Source organism: Fulvivirga maritima (assembly GCF_021389955.1).
GTDB lineage: Bacteria > Bacteroidota > Bacteroidia > Cytophagales > Cyclobacteriaceae > Fulvivirga > Fulvivirga maritima.
In genome coordinates this window covers 2,339,929-2,359,682 of sequence record NZ_CP089980.1, presented here as the reverse complement: position 1 = coordinate 2,359,682, position 19,754 = coordinate 2,339,929, and the positions used below count along the sequence as shown (strand labels likewise).

General features: G+C 38.1%; 16 protein-coding genes and 1 pseudogene. 5 read left to right on the top strand and 12 right to left on the bottom strand.

Annotated elements, in window-relative coordinates:
- Window positions 1–3 precede the first annotated feature (3 nt).
- The gene (locus tag LVD15_RS09995; protein ID WP_233780140.1) at window positions 4–723 is read right to left on the bottom strand and encodes a C39 family peptidase; all 720 of its coding nucleotides are present in this window, start codon (window positions 721–723) and stop codon (window positions 4–6) included.
- Between the two features lie 155 nt (window positions 724–878).
- Here LVD15_RS09995 and LVD15_RS09990 point away from each other — a divergent pair, with 155 nt between their 5' ends.
- Window positions 879–1,448 carry an RNA polymerase sigma factor gene (locus LVD15_RS09990; protein WP_233780139.1) on the top strand — a complete coding sequence of 190 codons (570 nt, stop codon included), beginning with the start codon at window positions 879–881 and terminating at the stop codon, window positions 1,446–1,448.
- A gap of 2 nt (window positions 1,449–1,450) precedes the next feature.
- Here LVD15_RS09990 and LVD15_RS09985 read toward each other — a convergent pair whose 3' ends face one another.
- On the bottom strand, window positions 1,451–2,251 hold the full coding sequence (locus LVD15_RS09985) for an RMD1 family protein (protein WP_233780138.1): 801 nt from the start codon (window positions 2,249–2,251) through the stop codon (window positions 1,451–1,453).
- A 106-nt stretch (window positions 2,252–2,357) separates the two neighbouring features.
- Here LVD15_RS09985 and LVD15_RS09980 point away from each other — a divergent pair, with 106 nt between their 5' ends.
- On the top strand, window positions 2,358–2,495 hold the full coding sequence (locus tag LVD15_RS09980) for a hypothetical protein (RefSeq protein WP_233780137.1): 138 nt from the start codon (window positions 2,358–2,360) through the stop codon (window positions 2,493–2,495).
- On the top strand, window positions 2,492–2,983 hold the full coding sequence (locus LVD15_RS09975) for a PepSY-like domain-containing protein (RefSeq protein WP_233780136.1): 492 nt from the start codon (window positions 2,492–2,494) through the stop codon (window positions 2,981–2,983). The genes LVD15_RS09980 and LVD15_RS09975 overlap by 4 nt, the downstream gene beginning before the upstream one ends.
- Window positions 2,984–3,078: 95 nt before the next feature.
- Here LVD15_RS09975 and LVD15_RS09970 read toward each other — a convergent pair whose 3' ends face one another.
- A complete protein-coding gene (locus LVD15_RS09970; RefSeq protein ID WP_233780135.1) occupies window positions 3,079–3,639 on the bottom strand; it encodes a peroxidase-related enzyme in 561 nt (186 codons plus the stop codon).
- Window positions 3,640–3,956: 317 nt separating this feature from the next.
- On the opposite strand from LVD15_RS09970, the gene LVD15_RS09965 reads away from it, so the two are divergent.
- Window positions 3,957–4,295 carry a P-II family nitrogen regulator gene (locus tag LVD15_RS09965; RefSeq protein ID WP_233780134.1) on the top strand — a complete coding sequence of 113 codons (339 nt, stop codon included), beginning with the start codon at window positions 3,957–3,959 and terminating at the stop codon, window positions 4,293–4,295.
- 61 nt (window positions 4,296–4,356) lie between these two features.
- Window positions 4,357–5,940, top strand: a complete 1,584-nt coding sequence (locus LVD15_RS09960) for an ammonium transporter (RefSeq protein WP_233780133.1) — start codon at window positions 4,357–4,359, stop codon at window positions 5,938–5,940.
- 94 nt (window positions 5,941–6,034) lie between these two features.
- Here the strand turns inward: LVD15_RS09960 and LVD15_RS09955 are convergent, their stop codons facing one another.
- The 9 genes and pseudogenes from LVD15_RS09955 to LVD15_RS09915 form a co-directional block, all read right to left on the bottom strand.
- Window positions 6,035–7,852, bottom strand: coding sequence for an alkaline phosphatase (locus LVD15_RS09955; RefSeq protein WP_233780132.1), 1,818 nt, complete (start codon window positions 7,850–7,852; stop codon window positions 6,035–6,037).
- 80 nt (window positions 7,853–7,932) lie between these two features.
- Window positions 7,933–9,600: a RagB/SusD family nutrient uptake outer membrane protein gene (locus LVD15_RS09950; RefSeq protein WP_233780131.1), complete on the bottom strand. Its 1,668-nt coding sequence runs from the start codon at window positions 9,598–9,600 to the stop codon at window positions 7,933–7,935.
- A 19-nt stretch (window positions 9,601–9,619) separates the two neighbouring features.
- Complete coding sequence (locus LVD15_RS09945; RefSeq protein ID WP_233780130.1) at window positions 9,620–12,685, bottom strand: SusC/RagA family TonB-linked outer membrane protein; 3,066 nt, start codon at window positions 12,683–12,685, stop codon at window positions 9,620–9,622.
- Window positions 12,686–13,080: 395 nt separating this feature from the next.
- Window positions 13,081–14,211 (bottom strand): monodechloroaminopyrrolnitrin synthase PrnB family protein, encoded by a 1,131-nt coding sequence (locus LVD15_RS09940; protein ID WP_233780129.1) that lies wholly within the window; start codon window positions 14,209–14,211, stop codon window positions 13,081–13,083.
- Window positions 14,195–14,611: a hypothetical protein gene (locus LVD15_RS09935; protein ID WP_233780128.1), complete on the bottom strand. Its 417-nt coding sequence runs from the start codon at window positions 14,609–14,611 to the stop codon at window positions 14,195–14,197. The genes LVD15_RS09940 and LVD15_RS09935 overlap by 17 nt, the downstream gene beginning before the upstream one ends.
- Window positions 14,612–14,987: 376 nt before the next feature.
- A complete protein-coding gene (secDF, locus tag LVD15_RS09930) occupies window positions 14,988–17,999 on the bottom strand; it encodes a protein translocase subunit SecDF (protein WP_233780127.1) in 3,012 nt (1,003 codons plus the stop codon).
- A 117-nt stretch (window positions 18,000–18,116) separates the two neighbouring features.
- Window positions 18,117–18,479: a hypothetical protein gene (locus LVD15_RS09925; RefSeq protein WP_233780126.1), complete on the bottom strand. Its 363-nt coding sequence runs from the start codon at window positions 18,477–18,479 to the stop codon at window positions 18,117–18,119.
- A 41-nt stretch (window positions 18,480–18,520) separates the two neighbouring features.
- Window positions 18,521–19,148: pseudogene (locus tag LVD15_RS09920) on the bottom strand (uridine kinase family protein).
- A 6-nt stretch (window positions 19,149–19,154) separates the two neighbouring features.
- On the bottom strand, window positions 19,155–19,736 hold the full coding sequence (locus LVD15_RS09915; RefSeq protein WP_233780125.1) for a non-canonical purine NTP diphosphatase: 582 nt from the start codon (window positions 19,734–19,736) through the stop codon (window positions 19,155–19,157).
- Window positions 19,737–19,754 lie beyond the last annotated feature (18 nt).

The following is a 19,754-nucleotide window of genomic DNA, read 5'->3' as shown; positions in this document are numbered from 1 at the left end:
GATTTATTTAGGGTAAATAATTAAAAGATTGGCGTCATAAGTCATTACACCAAGCATAATAGAGTTAATAAGTTTTTGAAAGCTCACTTTATAATATTGTTTTTCACTTATAGGGTTAGGATCTAATGGATCAGCTATATAAGCCATTCTTTCCTCCTGATTAAAGCCATTTATAATCACAAAATGGCCTGCTGGCTCACCCACTACATCGTCATAGCGGATCACCACTTCTCCGGTTTCTCTGGGGCTTTCATACAAATAGGTAGCGCTAAGACCTGTTAGTATAGGTCTGCCTTTAGTTAAGAAAGTTTTTATTAGCGTAGGCGTTAATTCTTCAAATCGAATCTGACCACCATTTTCTAAAAATTGCAAATACTCATCAGTAGCCACCTTGAGCCTGGGGTCACCACCTTTCACAGCGAGCTGAGCCCTGAGCTTTTCCTTTAGGTCTACCTTATTCTTAAACCATGAAAGATCAAATGTGCTGAGGTTATAAGTATAAATAATAGCCTTATAGCCCTTCTTTAGCGCATGATTAGCCAATACCACAGCCAGCGTACCTCCTGATGACAGCTGCTTCACCTCATTAATCACCTCCTTAAGAGGCACCACATCTTTATAGAACTGATACACACCATGCAAACATGTAGGCCCACAGGTTACATCATCTGGCTGTGCTTTTATATTCAGATCTAAAATTTTCTCTTTCAGTTTAAGCAACATTTTACTGTGTAAATCATTATCATTAAATTAAAATAGCACGCTTAAAACCAGACCGAATCTCAGGCCCTTTTCAGGATGCTCAGAGGTGATTAGAAATATGGTTTTATTTGTTTCACCATATGACGGCAAGGCTTTAATAAAGTCACAGTAAGACTATGATTGATAAAAAAATTTCTGATGAAGAACTGATACTATTACTCCAAAAAGGGGGTAATGGGCCATATTTCACGCTTTTAGCAGAGCGCCATGAAAAATATATTTTAAAAAAATGCACCAGTTATGTAAAAGATGATGACGAAGCCGAAGACCTGTGTCAGGAAATACTTATTAAGCTATTTCTAAAGGTTAATGACTTCAAAGGGCAAGCGAAATTCTCTACCTGGCTTTTCTCTATTATTCATAACACCTGCATAGACCATTTGAGGAAGAGCAAAAAAAATGTTACCCAGGTAATTACCGAAAAAATGGCGGATGAAATTTCTGAGATGATTGAAGGGGTAGACGAAGTGCCAGAAGAAATTTCCATGACCATTCTCAACCAGCTGCTGGAAGAAATTTCGCCTGAAGAAAAACTGCTGTTACTTATGAAGTATAAAGAGAAGCACCATATAAAAGATATACAGCTTACCTTGGGGCTCTCTGAAAGCGCGGTAAAAATGCGATTAAAAAGAGCTAAAGAAAAGCTGAATAAACTCTATATGAAACAAAGACAAAAATCTACCTAAGCCTATAATAACTTAGTAATGAAAGTATCCATTATTTCCACCAAAATGAGAATAATGATAATCCACTCAAGCTTACTGCTCTCTTTATGATGAGAAAGCTCCATAAAAGCCTGAAGATTAGCCTCTACTATTTTAAAAGTATTTTCAATTGATCTGAAACGTGGCCCACTATCAAAATGCCTGGAAAGTACTCTGTTTACCTGCTCCAGGTATTCATTCTCCCAGGTTACAGGCGGTGCATCAAAAATATACAGGTTCTCTGCTATTTTATTTTGGGTGTTTAACGCCCTGCCTATAAATTTTTGAATGTTTTTTCGACCAATTTCCAGCTTACCTTCCTCCTCCATCTGATTGGTAAATACTTTTATTTTTACCAGCAGCTCCTGAGATACCTGATCATAATAACTAAGCGCCAGACTTTGAGCCAGGTTAAGCATCACCATTTTTATCACCCCTTCATTAATATTGGCTAAAGACAAATGATTGAACTTTATATTCATATCATCTTCAGCATTTAGCAAAAGGGCAAAATCATCTTTAAGCATACCTTCTCTTTCCTCTTCAGGGAATAAGCGCTGCAGCTCCTGATTTACCTCTTCCTTTCTGAAATTATAAAATACTACTACCCCATAATTAAATACAAAAGCATATTTTTCAGCTTCGTACTGATAAAAGACCTCTCCTTTGCTGCCTGCAATCTCCATATCTATCAGCTGCTTACGGCACTCCGCTACGTCTATATTATGCTTAAAGTGATAAGCTTTTAACTTGTATTCTATAAAATCCTGCATACTTTTTTTCATATCCATTATTAGACGGCAAGCTGCCTGAAACGTCACTATAAATATTTCTGATTTAAGAAGGTGACTTCAAATAGGAGTCTGCGTCATATCTGAAATTTTCATCTATATGAAAAAAATTAAACAGATGTACTCGTCTATAGACCATGCCCCTGGCGAAGAGCAAATCATTGACCATGCAGTGATATGCGAAGAAAAAAAGGCTACTGAAAAAAATCTTAAAACCATTAAAAAACAAAAACAATGAAAAATCTACTAACCATGTTATTAGTCCTATGCACCATTTGGGCTAATGCGCAATCAGTGAAAGTTCCTGAAAAAGTTCAGAAAACATTCAAAACCAAATTTAGCAAGGCTGAAGATGTAAGCTGGGATAAAGACGATGCTCAGCATTATGTTGCCAATTTCTATATGGATGAAGCAGAGCAAAATGTGGCCTTTGATGCTAATGGCACCTGGTTATACACCTCACAAATGATAGATGAGAGCGACTTACCTGAAAAAATTGCTGATAAAATTTCTAATGACTTTTTAGATTCCAGCATAATAGCTGCTGAGCACCGCACTACCAGCAAAAATGAAAACCTATACCTTGTTACTATTCAGGCCGATGAAATCTATGAAGAAGATATGGAAGGAGAAGAAGATGACAGCATGGAAGCTGAAGCGCCTGAAACTACGCTGCTCACTTTTGATGCAAACGGCAAGCTACTTACCAAAAAAGGGTTAATGTGATTTTTGCTTAAAGCAAATTCAATAGACTAGTTATATTCGTTATTAAAAAAGAGGCTGCCTCGAGATTAACTTCTTTTGAGGCAGCCCTCTTTTTTTTAATCATACCAATAACCTACTCCTCCATCAGGCTCCAGCTCCACTCCCAGTCCCTTTACCATCTTCACCTGGAAATTGGTATAACTAATGATCGTGGCGGCGTCTAACACTTCTCTGTCAGACATTCCCAACTCTTTCATCCTATGCACTACCTCCTTCACCTTTGCGGCATCAAAGTTTTTAGTAAGCGCCTCTGCATAAGCACAAAGTGCCCGGTTTGCTCTTCCTATTTCGGCCGTATTATAATCTTCTATTAGTGATGTTACCCTGTGGTCTGCTTTCCAATAATACGATAATGCCTCTCTATGATGCGCCAGTGAATAATTGCAGTCTGTAAAAACTGAGACTACTACCGCCAGCATTTCTTTTTGATACCTCTTTAAAGGAGAAGGGCCAAACATGAGCTCTATGTTAAAATCAACACTTCGCTGCATGGTTTTCGGGTTAAGGCTTTGAGCCTCATATAACCGAGCCACTTTTCCTCTATTCTTTTTTAGCGTACCATACACCTCATGCAGTGTTTCGGTAGCCTCGTCGGGTGATATTGTTTGCACATTCATACTTTTCTTTTTTAAATTTTAATAACACAGCTATTAGCTTACGTTAAAATGGGCCTGCTTTTCAGACTGCTTTATACTCTTATCTTCCACATAGCAGCCTTACTTCCTACGCTACTTTCTCAGCCCATATATGATGTTTAAACGAAAAGCACTGCCTTACGGGTATAAAAAGCAGGTTAACACGGGTTAATTTTTGTTAAAATCAAGACTAAAAGGATAAATTTTAACTCATTTTTTAAAAATTATTCATTGAATAAGAAGATTTAGGTAAAAAAATAAACTAAATTTCGTAGATGTAACATTAATATTATGCCAACATGAAAAAAGTAGAAGCAATCATTAGAACTTCCAAATTTGAAGAAGTTCACGCTGAACTTGCGAAAATAGGCATAGGCTTTATGACCTATTCGGAAGTTAAAGGCATTGGTACCGAACATGCTGCCAAGCAGCAATACCGAGGCACCTCTTATGACATGGGGTTCATCCCCAGAACACGTCTGGAAATAGTAGTCACCGACGAAACTCTGGACGACCTGATCAACTGTATATTAGAAACCGCATACACTGGTAACGTAGGTGATGGAAAAATCATAGTTACTGAGGTGCTGGAACTATACAGAATCAGAAGTAAAGATAAAGGCAAGGATGCTCTCTAAAACCCTATCCTACCTGTAATTATCTGACATAACTAATTTTTAACCCTAAAATCTAATGTAAATGAAAAGCATATCATTAGTTACTCATCTGTGGGTATCTCCTTCCAGATGGATCATTCCTGCCAGTACTAAAAAGGCAATATCATATTTTCTATATTTAATTATCACTCTTTCCTTATTACTTGCTGCGCAAAGCACACAAGCTCAAGATAGCACTGCCGCCAGCACTGATAGTACCACGACATTAACAGAAGAAAACATAGCCTCAGCAGAACCTGTAACTGAAGTTATTGAAGAAGAAGCCCCCGCTGTAGAAGAGGTGGCTTATCTTCCGCAAGAGGTAGCCGATATTATGTGGCTATGCCTTGCAGCATTCTTAGTTTTCTTCATGCAGGCAGGATTCGCCATGGTAGAGTCCGGCCTGACCCGAGCCAAGAATTCAGTAAACATTATGATGAAAAACTTACTGGATTTTTCTTTCGGAGCCATATTATTCTGGGCGGTAGGTTACGCTATTATGTACTGTAGCGGAGATGCCAACTTCCTTGGATTTGACACGAGCTTTGCCTTTTTAAGCTCAGCCAACGCCCCTACTGACAATGCTGGCTATGGCCTTAGTGCCGGCTGGCTCTTTCAAGTAGTTTTTGCTGCCACTGCTGCCACCATCGTGTCAGGAGCGATGGCCGAAAGAACAAAACTTATTTCATACATCATGTACTCTTGCATACTATCTGCTATAGTATACCCTATCAGTGGCCACTGGATCTGGGGTGGCGGCTGGTTAGCAGACATGGGTATCCGTGATTTTGCCGGCTCTACGGTAGTGCACTCAGTAGGTGGCTGGGCCGCTTTGGCCGGAGCCATATTAGTAGGCCCTCGACTAGGCAAATATTCTAAGAGCGGAAAAGTAAATGCTATACCTGCGCACAACATGCCATTAGCTGCATTAGGTGTTTTCATCCTTTGGTTTGGCTGGTACGGCTTCAACCCGGGATCTACCCTTTTAGCTATAGGAGGCATTTCTCATGTGGCGGTGACTACCACTTTAGCTGCTGCCGCAGGCGCCATTGGAGCTTTAATAGTTTCATGGATAAAATTTAAAAAACCTGATCTGTCTATGACCTTAAACGGTACGTTGGCCGGCTTGGTAGGTATTACCGCTCCTTGCGCTTCAGTAAGCGCCAGCAGCGCAGTAATCATTGGATTAATTGCCGGTATTATTGTATTCTTCTCTTGCTTATTCTTTGAGAGAACTTTAAAAATAGATGATCCTGTAGGCGCCATTAGTGTACACGGTATTTGTGGAGCCTGGGGCACCTTAGCTGTAGGCCTTTTTGGAGAAAGAGCCATAGACGTTCAGTATTGGGATGACACCTCAACCATACAAGACGGCCTTTTCATGGGCGGAGGCTTCGGCCAGACCTGGATCCAGCTAGTAGGTATTGTATCTGTTATGATCTACACCTTCGTAGCCATGTTTATCGTATTCTTTATTATTAAAAAGACGGTTGGCCTAAGAGCTAGTGATGCCGAACAAATGGAAGGTATGGACTTAAGCGAACATGGCAACCTGGCATATGGAGGTTTCTTATTTGAATCTACCGGTCCAAGTGCTATTATTTCGGATAGTGAAGCTGAAAAATAATAATCCCTAACCATAGCAATGCAAGGAGGTTGTATCATCAGTTACTTAAGTAGCTAGATTTGATGCAACCTCCTTATTACAAACAAGGCACAAATTATTTTACTTTTAACAAAGATAGTATTTTAGAATAAATCTCTGTATTGTCATATATTCCTTGGAAAAGTTCAGAGCCCGGACCATAAGCAAATACTGGAACCATCACCCCTGTATGGTCATTAGTAGTAAAAGTTGACCTTACCGAACGCTCTGAGAAATCACCTCCTACTATAGCCAACCCGCCAGTTTCATGGTCCGCCGTTATAATAAGGAGTGTTTCCTGATTTTCATCTACATACTTCATAGCTTCACCAATGGCAATGTCAAAATCAAGCACTTCTTTCACTAAAAAGCTCACATCATTTCCGTGCCCACCCCAATCTATCTGAGCAGACTCTTCCATAATGAAAAATGGCTTCTTTTGCTTTTCTAATATTTCTATTGACCCCATGAGTGCCTGCGTAAGAAAATCTCCTCTACCATCCTTAATAGATGCGGTAACTTTCTCATCTAACAAAACAGTCTTGGCCTCTTGCTTATGAATATCTTCAAATGAAGTAGAAACATAATATCCTTTCTCCTTCAGTTCTTCTACCAGATTTCTCTCATCTTTTCTTTGCGTAAAAGTTTTATAGCCGCCGCCAATGAGTATATCATTATCACTTTTTAGAAAATCAGCTGCTATTTCTTCACTCATACCTCTTTCCGGCACATGAGCATAGAAAGATGCTGGCGTAGCATCTGTAACATTACCATCTGAAATAATAGCCGTATTGAAATCATTTTTCTTCAGTATTTCGGTAATAAGAGGCAATGGATTACCTGCAGGATCCACCCCAATATACCTATTCTTGGTTTTCTTACCTCCTGCCATAGCTGAACCTCCGGCAGCAGAATCAGTAATATAACTATCACTGGCATCAGTTTTAGAGTAGCCAAGGTGCTTAATATTGAATACGCTCAATGCACCTCCATTAGCAGTGTAGCCAGCATACCACTGTGCTAATCCTGTTCCGTCACCTATCAGGAGAATTACATTTTTTGGACTTTTCTTTTTAAACTCATTTTTGGGAGTATATACTTCATGTAGATCTTCATTTACATAAAAGTTCTTTTCAGCACCATTAATAAAAGCGGCTAGCTCCTCTACATGATCAGAATTCAATATATCTACCCCAGCCTTGCGCAGTTCTATCCAGGCATTGATGAAATCTGGAGCAGCCCAAAACCTTATTTTTTTATCTAAATCGTGTGCTTTGGCTATCGCCTCCTTCACTTTCTTAGCATCCTGAGTGGTAAGTACGCCTTTACCATTCCACTGGGTGTATTTTGTAAAATCTGCACTGATCATCTCCACGCGCTGTAGCTGAGTGGGAGTATAATTTACTGACAAGTGGCCATCAAAATGAATATACTCAGGCACCTGATCCCATTGTGCCGGATCAGGCACATTACCACTAACCATTATTTTAAAGGTAGGACTCTTGAGCAATGCAGGAAATTTTTCCAGCTCCTTAACTATTGCCTTTATGGTAGCTAAACCATCCGTTTTCAGGTCGATCATCAAAGTGAGTTTCTGCTGAGATTCACCATAGGCCAGCCCTCTATTTTTAGCTACCAGCTCATGTAATGGCTCCAGGTAAAGCACTGCCAAAGTTCGACCAGGATTCACCTCCTCCTTAGTATGGGCCACCATAAGCTCTCCATCCACCAAAAAGACATCTGCTTCTATATAACCTACTCTTTGCTGATAAGCCGCATATAACGGTATAGCCTGCTGATAATCATTATGCGCAAAAATAATAGAGGTAGCATATTTCTGAGCAAAAACCACAGAAGAGAAGCTCATCAGCAATAATATTAAAGTACTTTTCATATAAAATTAAAATAATTAAAAAACAGAAAGGATACCCGAAACAGCATCGGGTATCCTTGAAAAAAATGAGTTATTGAAGATTAATAACCCTCGTTTTGAACCAAATATCCAGGTCTATCAGACGCAGCATCTATCGCAGACTGAGGAATTGGGAAAAGTCTTTTTGTAACATCAGAATTATTTTTTTCTGTCCATGTGTCTTCATACTTTCCAAAACGGATCATATCAGTTCTTCTTTGGTGCTCCCAGTAAAGCTCGAAACCTCTTTCTCTGTAAAGTGTCTCAAGATCAATTGAATTTAAATCAGGGGCAGTAAATCTGGCAGTTCTGGCACCACGAATAGTGTTTACATCTTCCAAAGCAGCAGCTGTATTATTGCTTCTTCTCAAGTAAGCTTCTGCTCTCATCAGGTACATATCAGCCAAACGAAGTACTACAAGGTCCGCTTCGCCTCTGTTTCTTCCTGTATCTGACTGCTTACTAAATTCATATTTTTCTACTCTATAGCCGGTAGCATAGTCGCTGCCCTCTAGAGAGAAATCAATGTTTTCTGTAAAAATAACGGGTTCATCAGGCTCAGAGCGAGTTACATTATATATTTTACCTACTACATAACCACCGTCATCACATCTTTCAAATGGCTCTCCCTTGGCATCATGCTGAAGCCCATACTGCTGACCTCTTAAAATACCGCGGTCAATTTCAAAGGCATCTCCATTAATACAAGTAATGGTAGTATCTAAATTGTGCTTATGGAATCTTGGGTCAATTCCTTGAGGATCTTCACCGTAGGCCTCAATCCAGGTTCTGTAATAATCAGAAGTAAGTGCTGCACCGTCAGTACCATTTGCTCTGGGGTAGTCAGGTAATGGGAACTGATTTCCTGATAAAGAGAAATAAGCCATACGGTTATGTCCGTTCAAATCAGCTCTTTGATCTATAGCAAAGATCAGTTCTGGGTTAGTATGGTTTTCATCATCAAATATTTCGAAGAACTCAGGCGATAGTTGATACTTGCCTGACTCAATAAGCCTGGTAGTATAATCAATCACTTTATCCATATCCTCATTTCTGAAAGATGGAGTTCCATATACATCTCTATATACCGCTGCATTCAAATATAATCTTGCCAATAAGCCATAAGCTGCATCTTGAGAAATACGACCTGGGCCTACATCATTACTCAAATCATCTACTATGTCTAATAACTCACTCTCTATATAGTTAAATGCGTCTTCTCCTCTCAGTATTACTGAGGTAGAATCTACCCCATTTTTCCTGAATACTATACCATATAAATCAAGACTTTTCATGTTATAAAAAGCTGTTAACCCACGAGCTTCGGCTAAAAAGCTTGATAAAGCAGGATCATTAGCATTTCTTAACCTGGCCACTGCCGAAGTAGAATAAGTAAGACCTGTGGTAATAGAATTCCAGGCATCATTCACCGCTCCGTTAGTAGATGTGAATGTGTGCTGATGCAAGTTGATGAACTTACCATTATCCCCCCAATCAGTACCTCCACGGTATGGCAAAATAGCTTCATCTGTAGTTACTTCTTGCAGAGTAAAGTAATTAGTATGTCTGTAGAATTCTGGTAAAGGAGCATAAGCAGGCGCTAAAAGTGATTCTGCACCACCGTCTCCAGTTACATCTGTGGACTCATCCAGTATTTCTTCTTCTAAGTCTGTACAGCTATACAGAGAAGCAATACCTATTATTCCGATTAATAAAAATATTTTTTTCATTATTACTTTCTACTATAAATTAAAATGAAACATTAAGGCCAAATACAACTGAACGTGCTTTAGGATACCCTAAGTAATCGATACCATAAGACTGATATCCACCTGAGTTACTTTTCACATCTACTTCAGGATCATATCCTTTATAATCAGTAATCACGAACAGGTTTTGTCCTGTTACGGATAGCCTCAATGATTTTACCCAACCATTAATATTCAGATCTTCAGTGTTAAATGTATAAGCTAGTGTAAGGTTGTTTAACCTTAGGAAAGAAGCATCTTCCAGGTACCTCGTAGATATAGTGGTAGAGTTATTGATTGACTCATTAGGATATGCATTAGCAGCATCCGTAGTATTAAGTGACCTTGATAATCTGGCTTTGGTAAATAAAGCATTAGCGGTGTTATTATAAAGTTTATTACCAGACACACCGTTAAAGTTTATAGAAAGATCAAAGCCTTTATACCCTACATTTCCATAGAAGTTATAGGTAGTTTTAGGTAACGAGCTACCTGCCGAAATCCTGTCTTGATCATTAATGGTTTCATCAGGAGTTACATCTCTGTACATGCTGGCTCCGTCTTCGTCTATCCCAATAAAATCAAGTAAATAGAAAGTACCTATAGGCTGACCATTTACATAACCATTAACAAGAGCACCAGTCATACCTCCACCTTGCGCTGAACCAGAGTAGATTACAGTGTAAGGTGAACCTGTAATTTCATTATCAAGGAAAGTGGCGTTAGCACCAACTCCGTAACGAACACCTCCTGCAGTGCTATGCTTATAATCTAAGGCAACTTCCACCCCTTTTGATATTACTTCCATATCCTCTATGTTGTCATAATAAACCGCATTTTGAGGACGAAGAGGATCAGAATCAAGCACAGATAATAATACATCTGATGTTACTTTTCTGAATACATCTACTGAACCAGACAAGCCACCTTCAAGTAAGCCAAAGTCTAAACCTATATTGGTTTGTGTAGTTACCTCCCATTTCAAATCTGGGTTAGCATATCTATTATAGTTGATACCGGCAGGGTAATCACCATCGCCTAAAGGATAACTCACGCCACCATCAGTGCTTAACTCAATAGATTCCTGGCTTAATTTTCCTGGAATTTCCTGATTACCAGTTTGTCCCCAGCCTGCTCTTAATTTCAGATCTGAGAAAGGACCATTACCCATGAAACCTTCTTCTGAAATTCTCCACCCAGCAGAGAATGAAGGGAACGTACCGTATTTATTATTCTCCCCAAACTTAGAGCTACCGTCTACCCTTACATTGGCAGTGAACAAATACTTGTCATACAAGTCATAGTTAATTCTTCCAAAAAATGATTGTAGCTCATTTTTAATAGCATAACCGTCAGGCTTATTAGTACCCCTGTAGTTATCTCCCTGGCTCAAGTCAATAATTTGACCCTGACCAGGGTTATACCTTGGATCCACACCATTTTCCGGGAACCTGCTAATGCTCCACCATCTCTCTTGCTCAAATACTTTTTGATAAGAATAACCCGCTAAAATATTAGCATGATGACCATCTTTAGTAAAATCATAAGTAAGGTAATGCTCTAATAAAGTGTTATCTCTATTATAAAAAGTAGAATTTAGTCTTCCTTCCTGATCATATCTGCTGTTAGGAATGTACTGCTCATCTCTGGTAGTTCTTGATACGTCAACCCCTAAATTAAGCTTATAAGTAAGTCCTTTAATTATTTCTACTGAAGGGGAAATGCTACCTATTATTCTATCTGTTGAGGTAATATCATCATATTGCTCTAACTGAATAAGCGGGTTGCTCACATCTCCATAATAAGCAGGGTTGCCATCTGCATCATAAGCAGCATAGGTAGGGTTAGCTACCAGTGCATCTCCTATTACATTATTAAAATTAGGACGCTGATTATCTACGCGCGAAGCACTTAAGTTAACATCTACTTTAATTCTGTCATCTACCAGATTTTGAGTCAATTTCAAACGACCGTTATAACGCTTAAGCTCGTTTTCTTTAATGATACCTTCCTGATCCTGATAACCGACAGATGCAAAGTACTGAGTGTTTTTAGTACCTCCGCTTAATGACATGTTATAGTTCTGCGTAATGGCTGTTCTGGTAATCAGGTCTTGCCAGTCTGTAGAGGCTCCGCCATCATTTAAGTTACCACCAATAGCCGGAACTACCTCACGAAACTCATCAGCACTGTAAACATCCATTTTACGAGCTATTTTAGAAAAAGAAACACTAGAACTGAAGTCTAATCTTGATTGGCCTTCTTTTCCATTTCTGGTAGTGATCATTACTACACCGTTAGCTCCTCTGGCTCCATAAATAGCAGTAGCTGACGCATCTTTCAATACATCTATAGATTCAATATCTGACGGATTAATAAATGACATCGGATCTACAGCTCCTACACTGTTAGAATTATCTAAAGGAATACCATCAATCACATAAAGAGGATTATTACCACTTCTTAAGCCACTAGGGCCACGTACAGTCATGCTTTGTGAAGCTCCAGGCTCACCACTAGAAGATACAACGCTTACTCCGGCAATTTTACCTTGAAGTAATTGCTGAGGTGAAGTGATAACACCCTTATTAAAATCTTCACTGTCAATAGAACCTACAGCACCGGTAACATCCTTCTTCTCTTGGGTACCGTATCCCATCACCACCAGTTCTCCTAATGTCTTTACATCGTTCATCAGTGTTACTGATATACTGGTCTGGTTACCTACCACTACCTCTTCAGTAGTAGTACCCACAAAACTAAATACCAAAACAGATTGAGGAGAAGCTACATTTACTGAAAACTTACCCTTGGCATCTGTAATAGTACCATTATTAGTTCCTTTCTCTACTACATTCACTCCTGGCAAAGGCATACCGTTTTCGTCTAACACTGTACCTGTTACGGTAATCGCTGCAACCACGTGCATTTCCTTATTAGAAATGGTCATGATCTCGGCGTGCCCAGCAGAGAACTGTACACTCAAGAATAAAAGAGACATCAACATGATGCTTACCGAACGTAGCCCATGTCGTGTATCTTTAACTAGTTGATAGAATTTTTTCATACGATTTGATTAGTTATATAAATAAGTTTGATCAGGTATCTGAAAAATTTATTTCCGCAATGTTGAGAAGATTATCTCCGGAGGTTGGAAACTCAGAATTAAGCTTTTATTATGAGAGTGCTAATGAAATGGAGCCTTCATTAACAATGGTTTAATAAAAGGAGCTTAATCCATTTAGCTTACTAATAACTATAAAATGAAATCGTAAGAAGGGAAGTAAAATGAGGGAATTAAATCGTTACCGGTAGTTTTAACAATTATTTAAAGAAACCAGCATGTAAAGGAAAGAGAGAGTTCATATTCACTTAATATTAACCTATTAGGTAACATCAGGTTAATAAAAAATAGCCAATTGTTTTACCAATTGGCTAAGGTTCAAAATCAAGAATAACCTATTATCCGGGTATCTTATTATTACTATTTAAATAACCAGCTAACTTCATAGTATCATCTAGCTGATATCTCTTATCATTCATAATCTTTATTATAGCAGCTAAAATACCAGTACTATAACCGCCACTACCAGTGGCTCTTTCTGATTGTTTGCTATAAGCCTCTTCTGCCATATGCTTATGAGGCATTCTAAAGCTCACAAGCGTTTTGAACATATTTCTTAGAGCTTCGGCTGATTTTACTGTATGTTCTGACACATTTTCTTTCAGCAGACTATTTTGAACACGAGAGCTCAAAGACTCCTGACCTCTGTAGTTATAATAAACGTCTCTCAGCTGTGGTAAAATGTAAGGAACGTAAGTGTTCTGAAAAGTATAATACTCTTCATCTTCACAATCTGAACCCCATAAGAGGTGATCATAAATAAATACCGGCATTTCCACTGCTCCCGGACCTAGATAGTCACGGCCATATAATTTAATAGGATCATAGTAAAATCTCAAATGCTGAGAAAAAACACCAGTATCTACTTTCTTTCTGGCAAAGACTATGGCTTGCACCATTTGCCTAAAGCAGGCATCTGCCATATCACATATTGGAGCAAATTCCTTAGAATCTATATCAGTATTATGCAGTTCTATAAGGTAATAAATCGCCTTTACTACCGGAGTCATAGCCATTTTAACACTCTCTATTAACCCTCTTTCATCATTAAAGTGAGTATAGGTTCTCATTCTATCACCGGCAGGGTTCCACACTGAGTAGTGTAGCAAAGTATCTCTTGGGGGTAGGTCGTTTTTTTCGCTCAAAATATCAAGAACGTAATCTAACTCCGGCACCTCATCTATAGGCTCGTGGCCATGTCTTTTAATAGAGCCTAATAGCATGCCTATGTCTCTCATAGCAGCCAGAGCCTCTTCATAATTAAAACCAGACAACTTATCAGGGTAAGGCAAGTGCTTGTATAATCCTTCTACAAGCTTTTTTACATCACCTTTTTTATTATACTCTGGAAGAAGCTTGAAAAAATCATCCATTCCTAATGGGTCAAGATCTGCTATAGACAGATCCTGACTTACTTGTACAAACAGTTTTTTCTCCCAGAAGAAAGATTGATCAAGAGTTTGCGGCATATTCTCCTTCCTTGAACCAATCAAAACAATCTTTCTCAGCATTAAAAGTATGGATCTTTAATGATCCCACCGCAGTTTCATTTACTTTGTCTACGGTAGCTTTTGCAAACACATCATCAGAAACAAGCACCGCAAGTTTAGTTAGCCCAATGCTTTCCACTTCAGGGAACCAAGACCCTCCCAAATACTCCTGCACTTCTTTAGAAAGTACTTTCAAACGGCGGTGATCACTTAAGTGCAGCTTAATTTCATTTTCCTTTATGAATTTGGTCATAAGTTCGCATCCTTTTTTAACCTGATCCGTTTTTAGGAAACCAATCCACTGCGCAGTAACCACTTTGGTAGAATCATCAAATGTAATGTCACAATAGCTCTCTTGTAGTAAGGTTTTTACAGCCATAATATAGTTTAAGTTTTAAATACAACTGAAACCTCCGCAAAAATGACCGGCAAAAAAATTTAAATAACAAGCGTTTATTGTACGAGTAAACAATCACATAAAAAAACCCTCTCCTTAATTATACAAAACCTTTAATATCTCAATATCAATCATTTAATAAATACGAAAAATAAAAAGGTTACCTTTTAACTTATTTAAATCGCATTATTTTTCAATAAATGTTAATATAATCAAAATACATTACATCATATTAATTGAAATTTATATCGATGTTATATAATTTATAAACCTTTTTTGATAATAAAAAAAGCAGTAATTATTGAATAATTACTGCTTTTTAAAGATTATTATTGAACTTATAATATTTTTATCAGTTCTATTCCGTTAATTTCTTATCTAAATCTGCCACCACTGGAGATGCGATGAAAATTGAAGAATAAGTACCCACAATAATACCTACAAGTAGAGAGAATGAGAACCCTCTCAATACTTCACCTCCAAAGATAAATAGTATTAATACAACTATTAAAGTAGTGAATGAGGTCATTACAGTACGGTTCATAGTGCTGTTAATAGCAGTGTTAAACACTTTTAAGCGCTCACGACCGGCACCTAAGCCTAGGTACTCTCTAATACGGTCAAATACTACCACGGTATCGTTAATAGAGTAACCAATGATAGTTAGTATAGCCGCTACAAAAACCTGATCAATTTCAAATTTAAATCCTAGCGCTCCTGCTATACCAAAGGCTGCGAATACAAATAAACTATCATGTATAAGAGCTATAATAGCTCCAGTACTAAACTGCCATCTTCTAAACCTGATAAGGATATAAACGAATATAGCTATTATAGCAAAAATACCAGCTTCTAAAGATGACTTCTTAATATCCTCGGCTATAGTAGCACCTACTTTAGAAGAACCTGAGATAGTGAAATGCTCTGAATCTACCTGCGAGTCAGTCTCTACGAAATCTTGACCTGTATATTCTGCTATACCTTTGATAAGCGCTGATTGTACTTGATCATCAGCTTCATCAGAATCATCATCAATCATATAAGAAGTAGTCACTTTTACAATGCTGTTGCTTCCGTAATTCTTTACTTCAGTACCACCATCTTCAAAACTCTTACTAAGAGCTACTTTCATATCTGTAGCTACTACAGGCTCTCCAAAGTTTACTATATATGATCTACCTCCTTTAAAATCTACACCAAGGTTCAATCCTTGAATGAAAATCAAAGCTATACCAACTACTATCACTATAGATGAAATCATGTAGGCCATTCTTCTCTTACCCATGAAATCAACATTCATGTTAGCCATCAGATTTCTTGAGAATGGAGTTTCGAATGAAATTTTGCTTTCATCACCTTTCTTAGTCCACCACTCTACTATTACTCTGGTAATGTATACTGCAGTGAAGAAAGAACAAATAATACCGATCATTAGGGTTATTGCAAAACCTTTGATAGGTCCCTGACCAAGAGCAAAAAGGATAATAGCGGTAAGTAACGTAGTAACGTTAGCATCTACAATAGAGCTAAATGCTTTTTGATAACCAGCGGTTATAGCAGCCTTCAACTTCACTCCATTTCTAAGTTCCTCTCTTATTCTTTCAAAGATAAGTACGTTAGCATCTATAGACATACCAATGGTAAGCACGATACCCGCGATACCAGGTAGAGTTAGTGCTGACTTTAACTGAGCCAAAATTCCCAGAATAAAGAAGATGTTAAATACAAGAGCGATGTTAGCTACAATACCACCTTTTGCATAGTAACCAATCATGAAAATAACTACAATAGCCAAACCTGCTACCATAGAAAGTATACCCTGGTTACGAGCTACTTCACCCAAAGTAGGTCCTACTATAGCTTCCTCTACAATTTTTGTAGGAGCAGGAAGTGAACCCGCTTTCAATATGTTAGCTAAATCCTTAGCTTCATCCAGAGTGAAATCTCCAGTAATCTGAGAGTTACCATTAGGTATTTCTCCATTAACACCAGGAGCTGAGTACACTACATTATCTAATACAATAGCTATTCTGCCTCTAGGGTTTTTACTTGCTGCCTCTGCAGTCATTTTAGCCCAAACTCTGGTACCTAAAGCATTCATCTGCATGCTTATGGCAGGTCTACTATACTGATCAAGTTCTTGACGAGCATCTGTAATTACCTCACCAGTAAGTTTTGCTTCTCCTCCTCTTCCTGTTTCTACAAAATAAAGTTGTAATAAATCTCGACCATTCTGTTCATCAGTGATTGGTTTAACAGCCCATAGAGGTTTCACAGCACCTCGGAATAAAGCTTTCACATCAGGTCTCCTTAATATCTGACCTATTACAGCGGTGTCTCTAAGATCATACATTAAACCTCCAACAGCAAGCTCAAATAAAGGAGACTGCGTGCTAGTTAAAGAATCAACGGCATTAGCAGTAGAATCCGTATTCCCTAAAGCTGAGTCCAAGCTTACTTCCTCAGAAGAATCTCCCTCTGCAGATAGTGCCGCACCAAGATCCTGCTCTTCTTCTTGCTCTGCTACTTCTTCTTTAGTATCAGCTGCCAAGTCTGTATCTTCTCCAAGAGCGCTTTTTGCTTTCTCTTCATTAACCAACAAACTGTTGATAGCCATTAAAGAGTTATTAAGAGTTGCAGGCTCTGCTACTTCCCAAAATTCTAGCTTAGCTACTCCTTGTAATAATTTTCTTACTCTTTCAGGATTATCAGCACCAGGTATTTCTATTTGAATTCTACCTTGATCTTCCAGTTTCTGAATAACAGGCTGAGATGTACCGAATTCATCTAAACGAGTTCTTAAAATGATGAATGATCTATCGATAGCGTCATCAATTTCACTTTTCACCACATCCATTACTGCCTCATCACTATCACCACGGCTTATTCTGCCTCTATTAGCAGCCGTAGCAAAAACATTAGCCAATGGCACATCAGTAGTTTCCTGATAAGCCTCAAGGAAAAGATCAGCAAATTGAGTAGTACTTTCTCTCTGTCTTTCTTTTGCTTTTTCTATAGCAGTAAGGAATGCCTGATTATTACTGTTTCCGCTAAGTCCTTTAATAATGTCTATAGGAGAAACTTCAAGAGTAACATGCATACCTCCCTGAAGGTCGAGCCCAAGGTTCAGCTCTGTGTCTTTTACTTCTTTATAAGTGAACTCAGCACCAAAAAGATTATAAACAGGTAGGTTATAAATAGAGTCTAAATAGGCCTGTTTTTTACCTAAATCTACCACTCCAGATTCGTCTGTGGCTATATCTATTGCATCTTGCTGAATACCTCTGGAAACGAAAGTAAACGAGAGATAATAGATACAAAGCAAAGTAACCACGACGGTTAAAACGATAACTGCACCTTTGTTTCGCATTGTTTTAAAAGTTTGTTTTATGTTAGTAAGCTTGAATAGTTATAAATACACCTGACGCTTACTTCAGGCGATTATATAAATTAAATAGTAAAATATTTTAGATAGGGATTATCTAAATCATGGGGCATTCGGTGATATTATCAACCGAAAAAGAGTTCTGAAATAAGAATTAAAATCAGGGATGCTCTCTGGAATCTCTATTACATCGTCAGCACTAGCAGAATATATGTCTGATATAAAATGTAGTACCTGCTGTATAAACAGATGAGCAATAGAGGTAACAGCATCTTTACTAATGCTAATGATAGCATGTTCTCCATCATCGCCATTATCATCCTGTGATACTTCTATTGATGAAGTCTGACTCGCGAGATAGCCATAGTAGCATGTTTCTGAGGTAATAATTACCAATGCGGCTATTATGCCCAGGCAAATACCTATAGAATGCTTGTAGTTTCGTATGGCTGAGTTAGTCTTCATTATATCAAGAGCCTACAAATGTAGTGATATTCATAAATATATCAAGAATGGGACTCATTAAGTTTAGTTTTGAAAAAGCCTGAAAGGACTTCTAACGCATAATCGAAGTTCTTATTATTAGGAATGATCAAATCAGCATCATCCTTTAAAGGTTCCAGGTACTTTTCAAAAGTAGGCATCACGTGCTTTTCAAATCGGTAAAGCACGTCATCAAGATCATACCCTCTTTCTATCTTATCTCTAATGATTCTTCTTTTTAGCTTTATATGATCTTTGGCTGAAATAAACAGTTTTAGATCTAGCAAATCTCTTACTTCTTTATAATACATTACAAACAAGCCTTCTATCACTACAATAGGAGAAGGGTTGAAAGTGAGTGTTTTGGGAGTTACAGCAGGATTATTAAAAGTATACTCCAGACGTTCGAAAGGCTGACCAGATTTTATTTTTCTTATGTCATTAGCAAAAGCCTTAGCATCTATAGACTCCGGTGTATCAAAATTTTTAACCCCATTTTCATCTAAAGGCTGCTGCTCACGAGGCAGGTAATAATTATCCTGAGAAATGAGGCAGATATCATTACTATCAAACTGATGTAAAAGGCTGTTTAAAAAAAAGGGTTTTTCCTGATCCGCTACCGCCTGTTATGCCAATTATATAAGGATTCACTGCTAATTAAAATTTTGAAGATGATAAATAATCTGATAGTTTATTAAAAGCCCTTGCTCTGTGGCTTATTTTGTTTTTTTCGTCCATAGACATTTGGGCGAAGGTAACGTCATACCCTTCTGGCACAAAAACAGGATCATAGCCAAAGCCCTTTTCTCCCACTTTTTGTGATATAATTTTTCCTTTTACTACTCCTTCAAACTGCTTGGTTTCATCTGGCGTAACCAATGTGATCACAGTTCTAAATTGGGCACTACGATCTTCCTTCCCCTCAAGTTTATCTAGTAAAAGTTGAATGTTGGCTTCATTATCTCGCTGATCTCCCGCATATCTGGCAGATTTCACTCCCGGCTCTCCATTGATAGAAGGCACCTCAAGACCGGTATCATCAGCAAAGCATGAATATTCAAATGTATCGAAAACGTATTGTGCCTTTTGCAGTGAGTTTCCTTCCAGAGTATCCTGATCTTCTCTCAACTCTTCAGTACAGCCCACGCCTTCTAATGAGACTAATTCAAAATGAGGAGGTAGCATATTCTGCACCTCCTCAAGTTTGTTTTTATTATTGGTAGCAAAGCAGATTTTCATCTTACTTGATTGAACCGA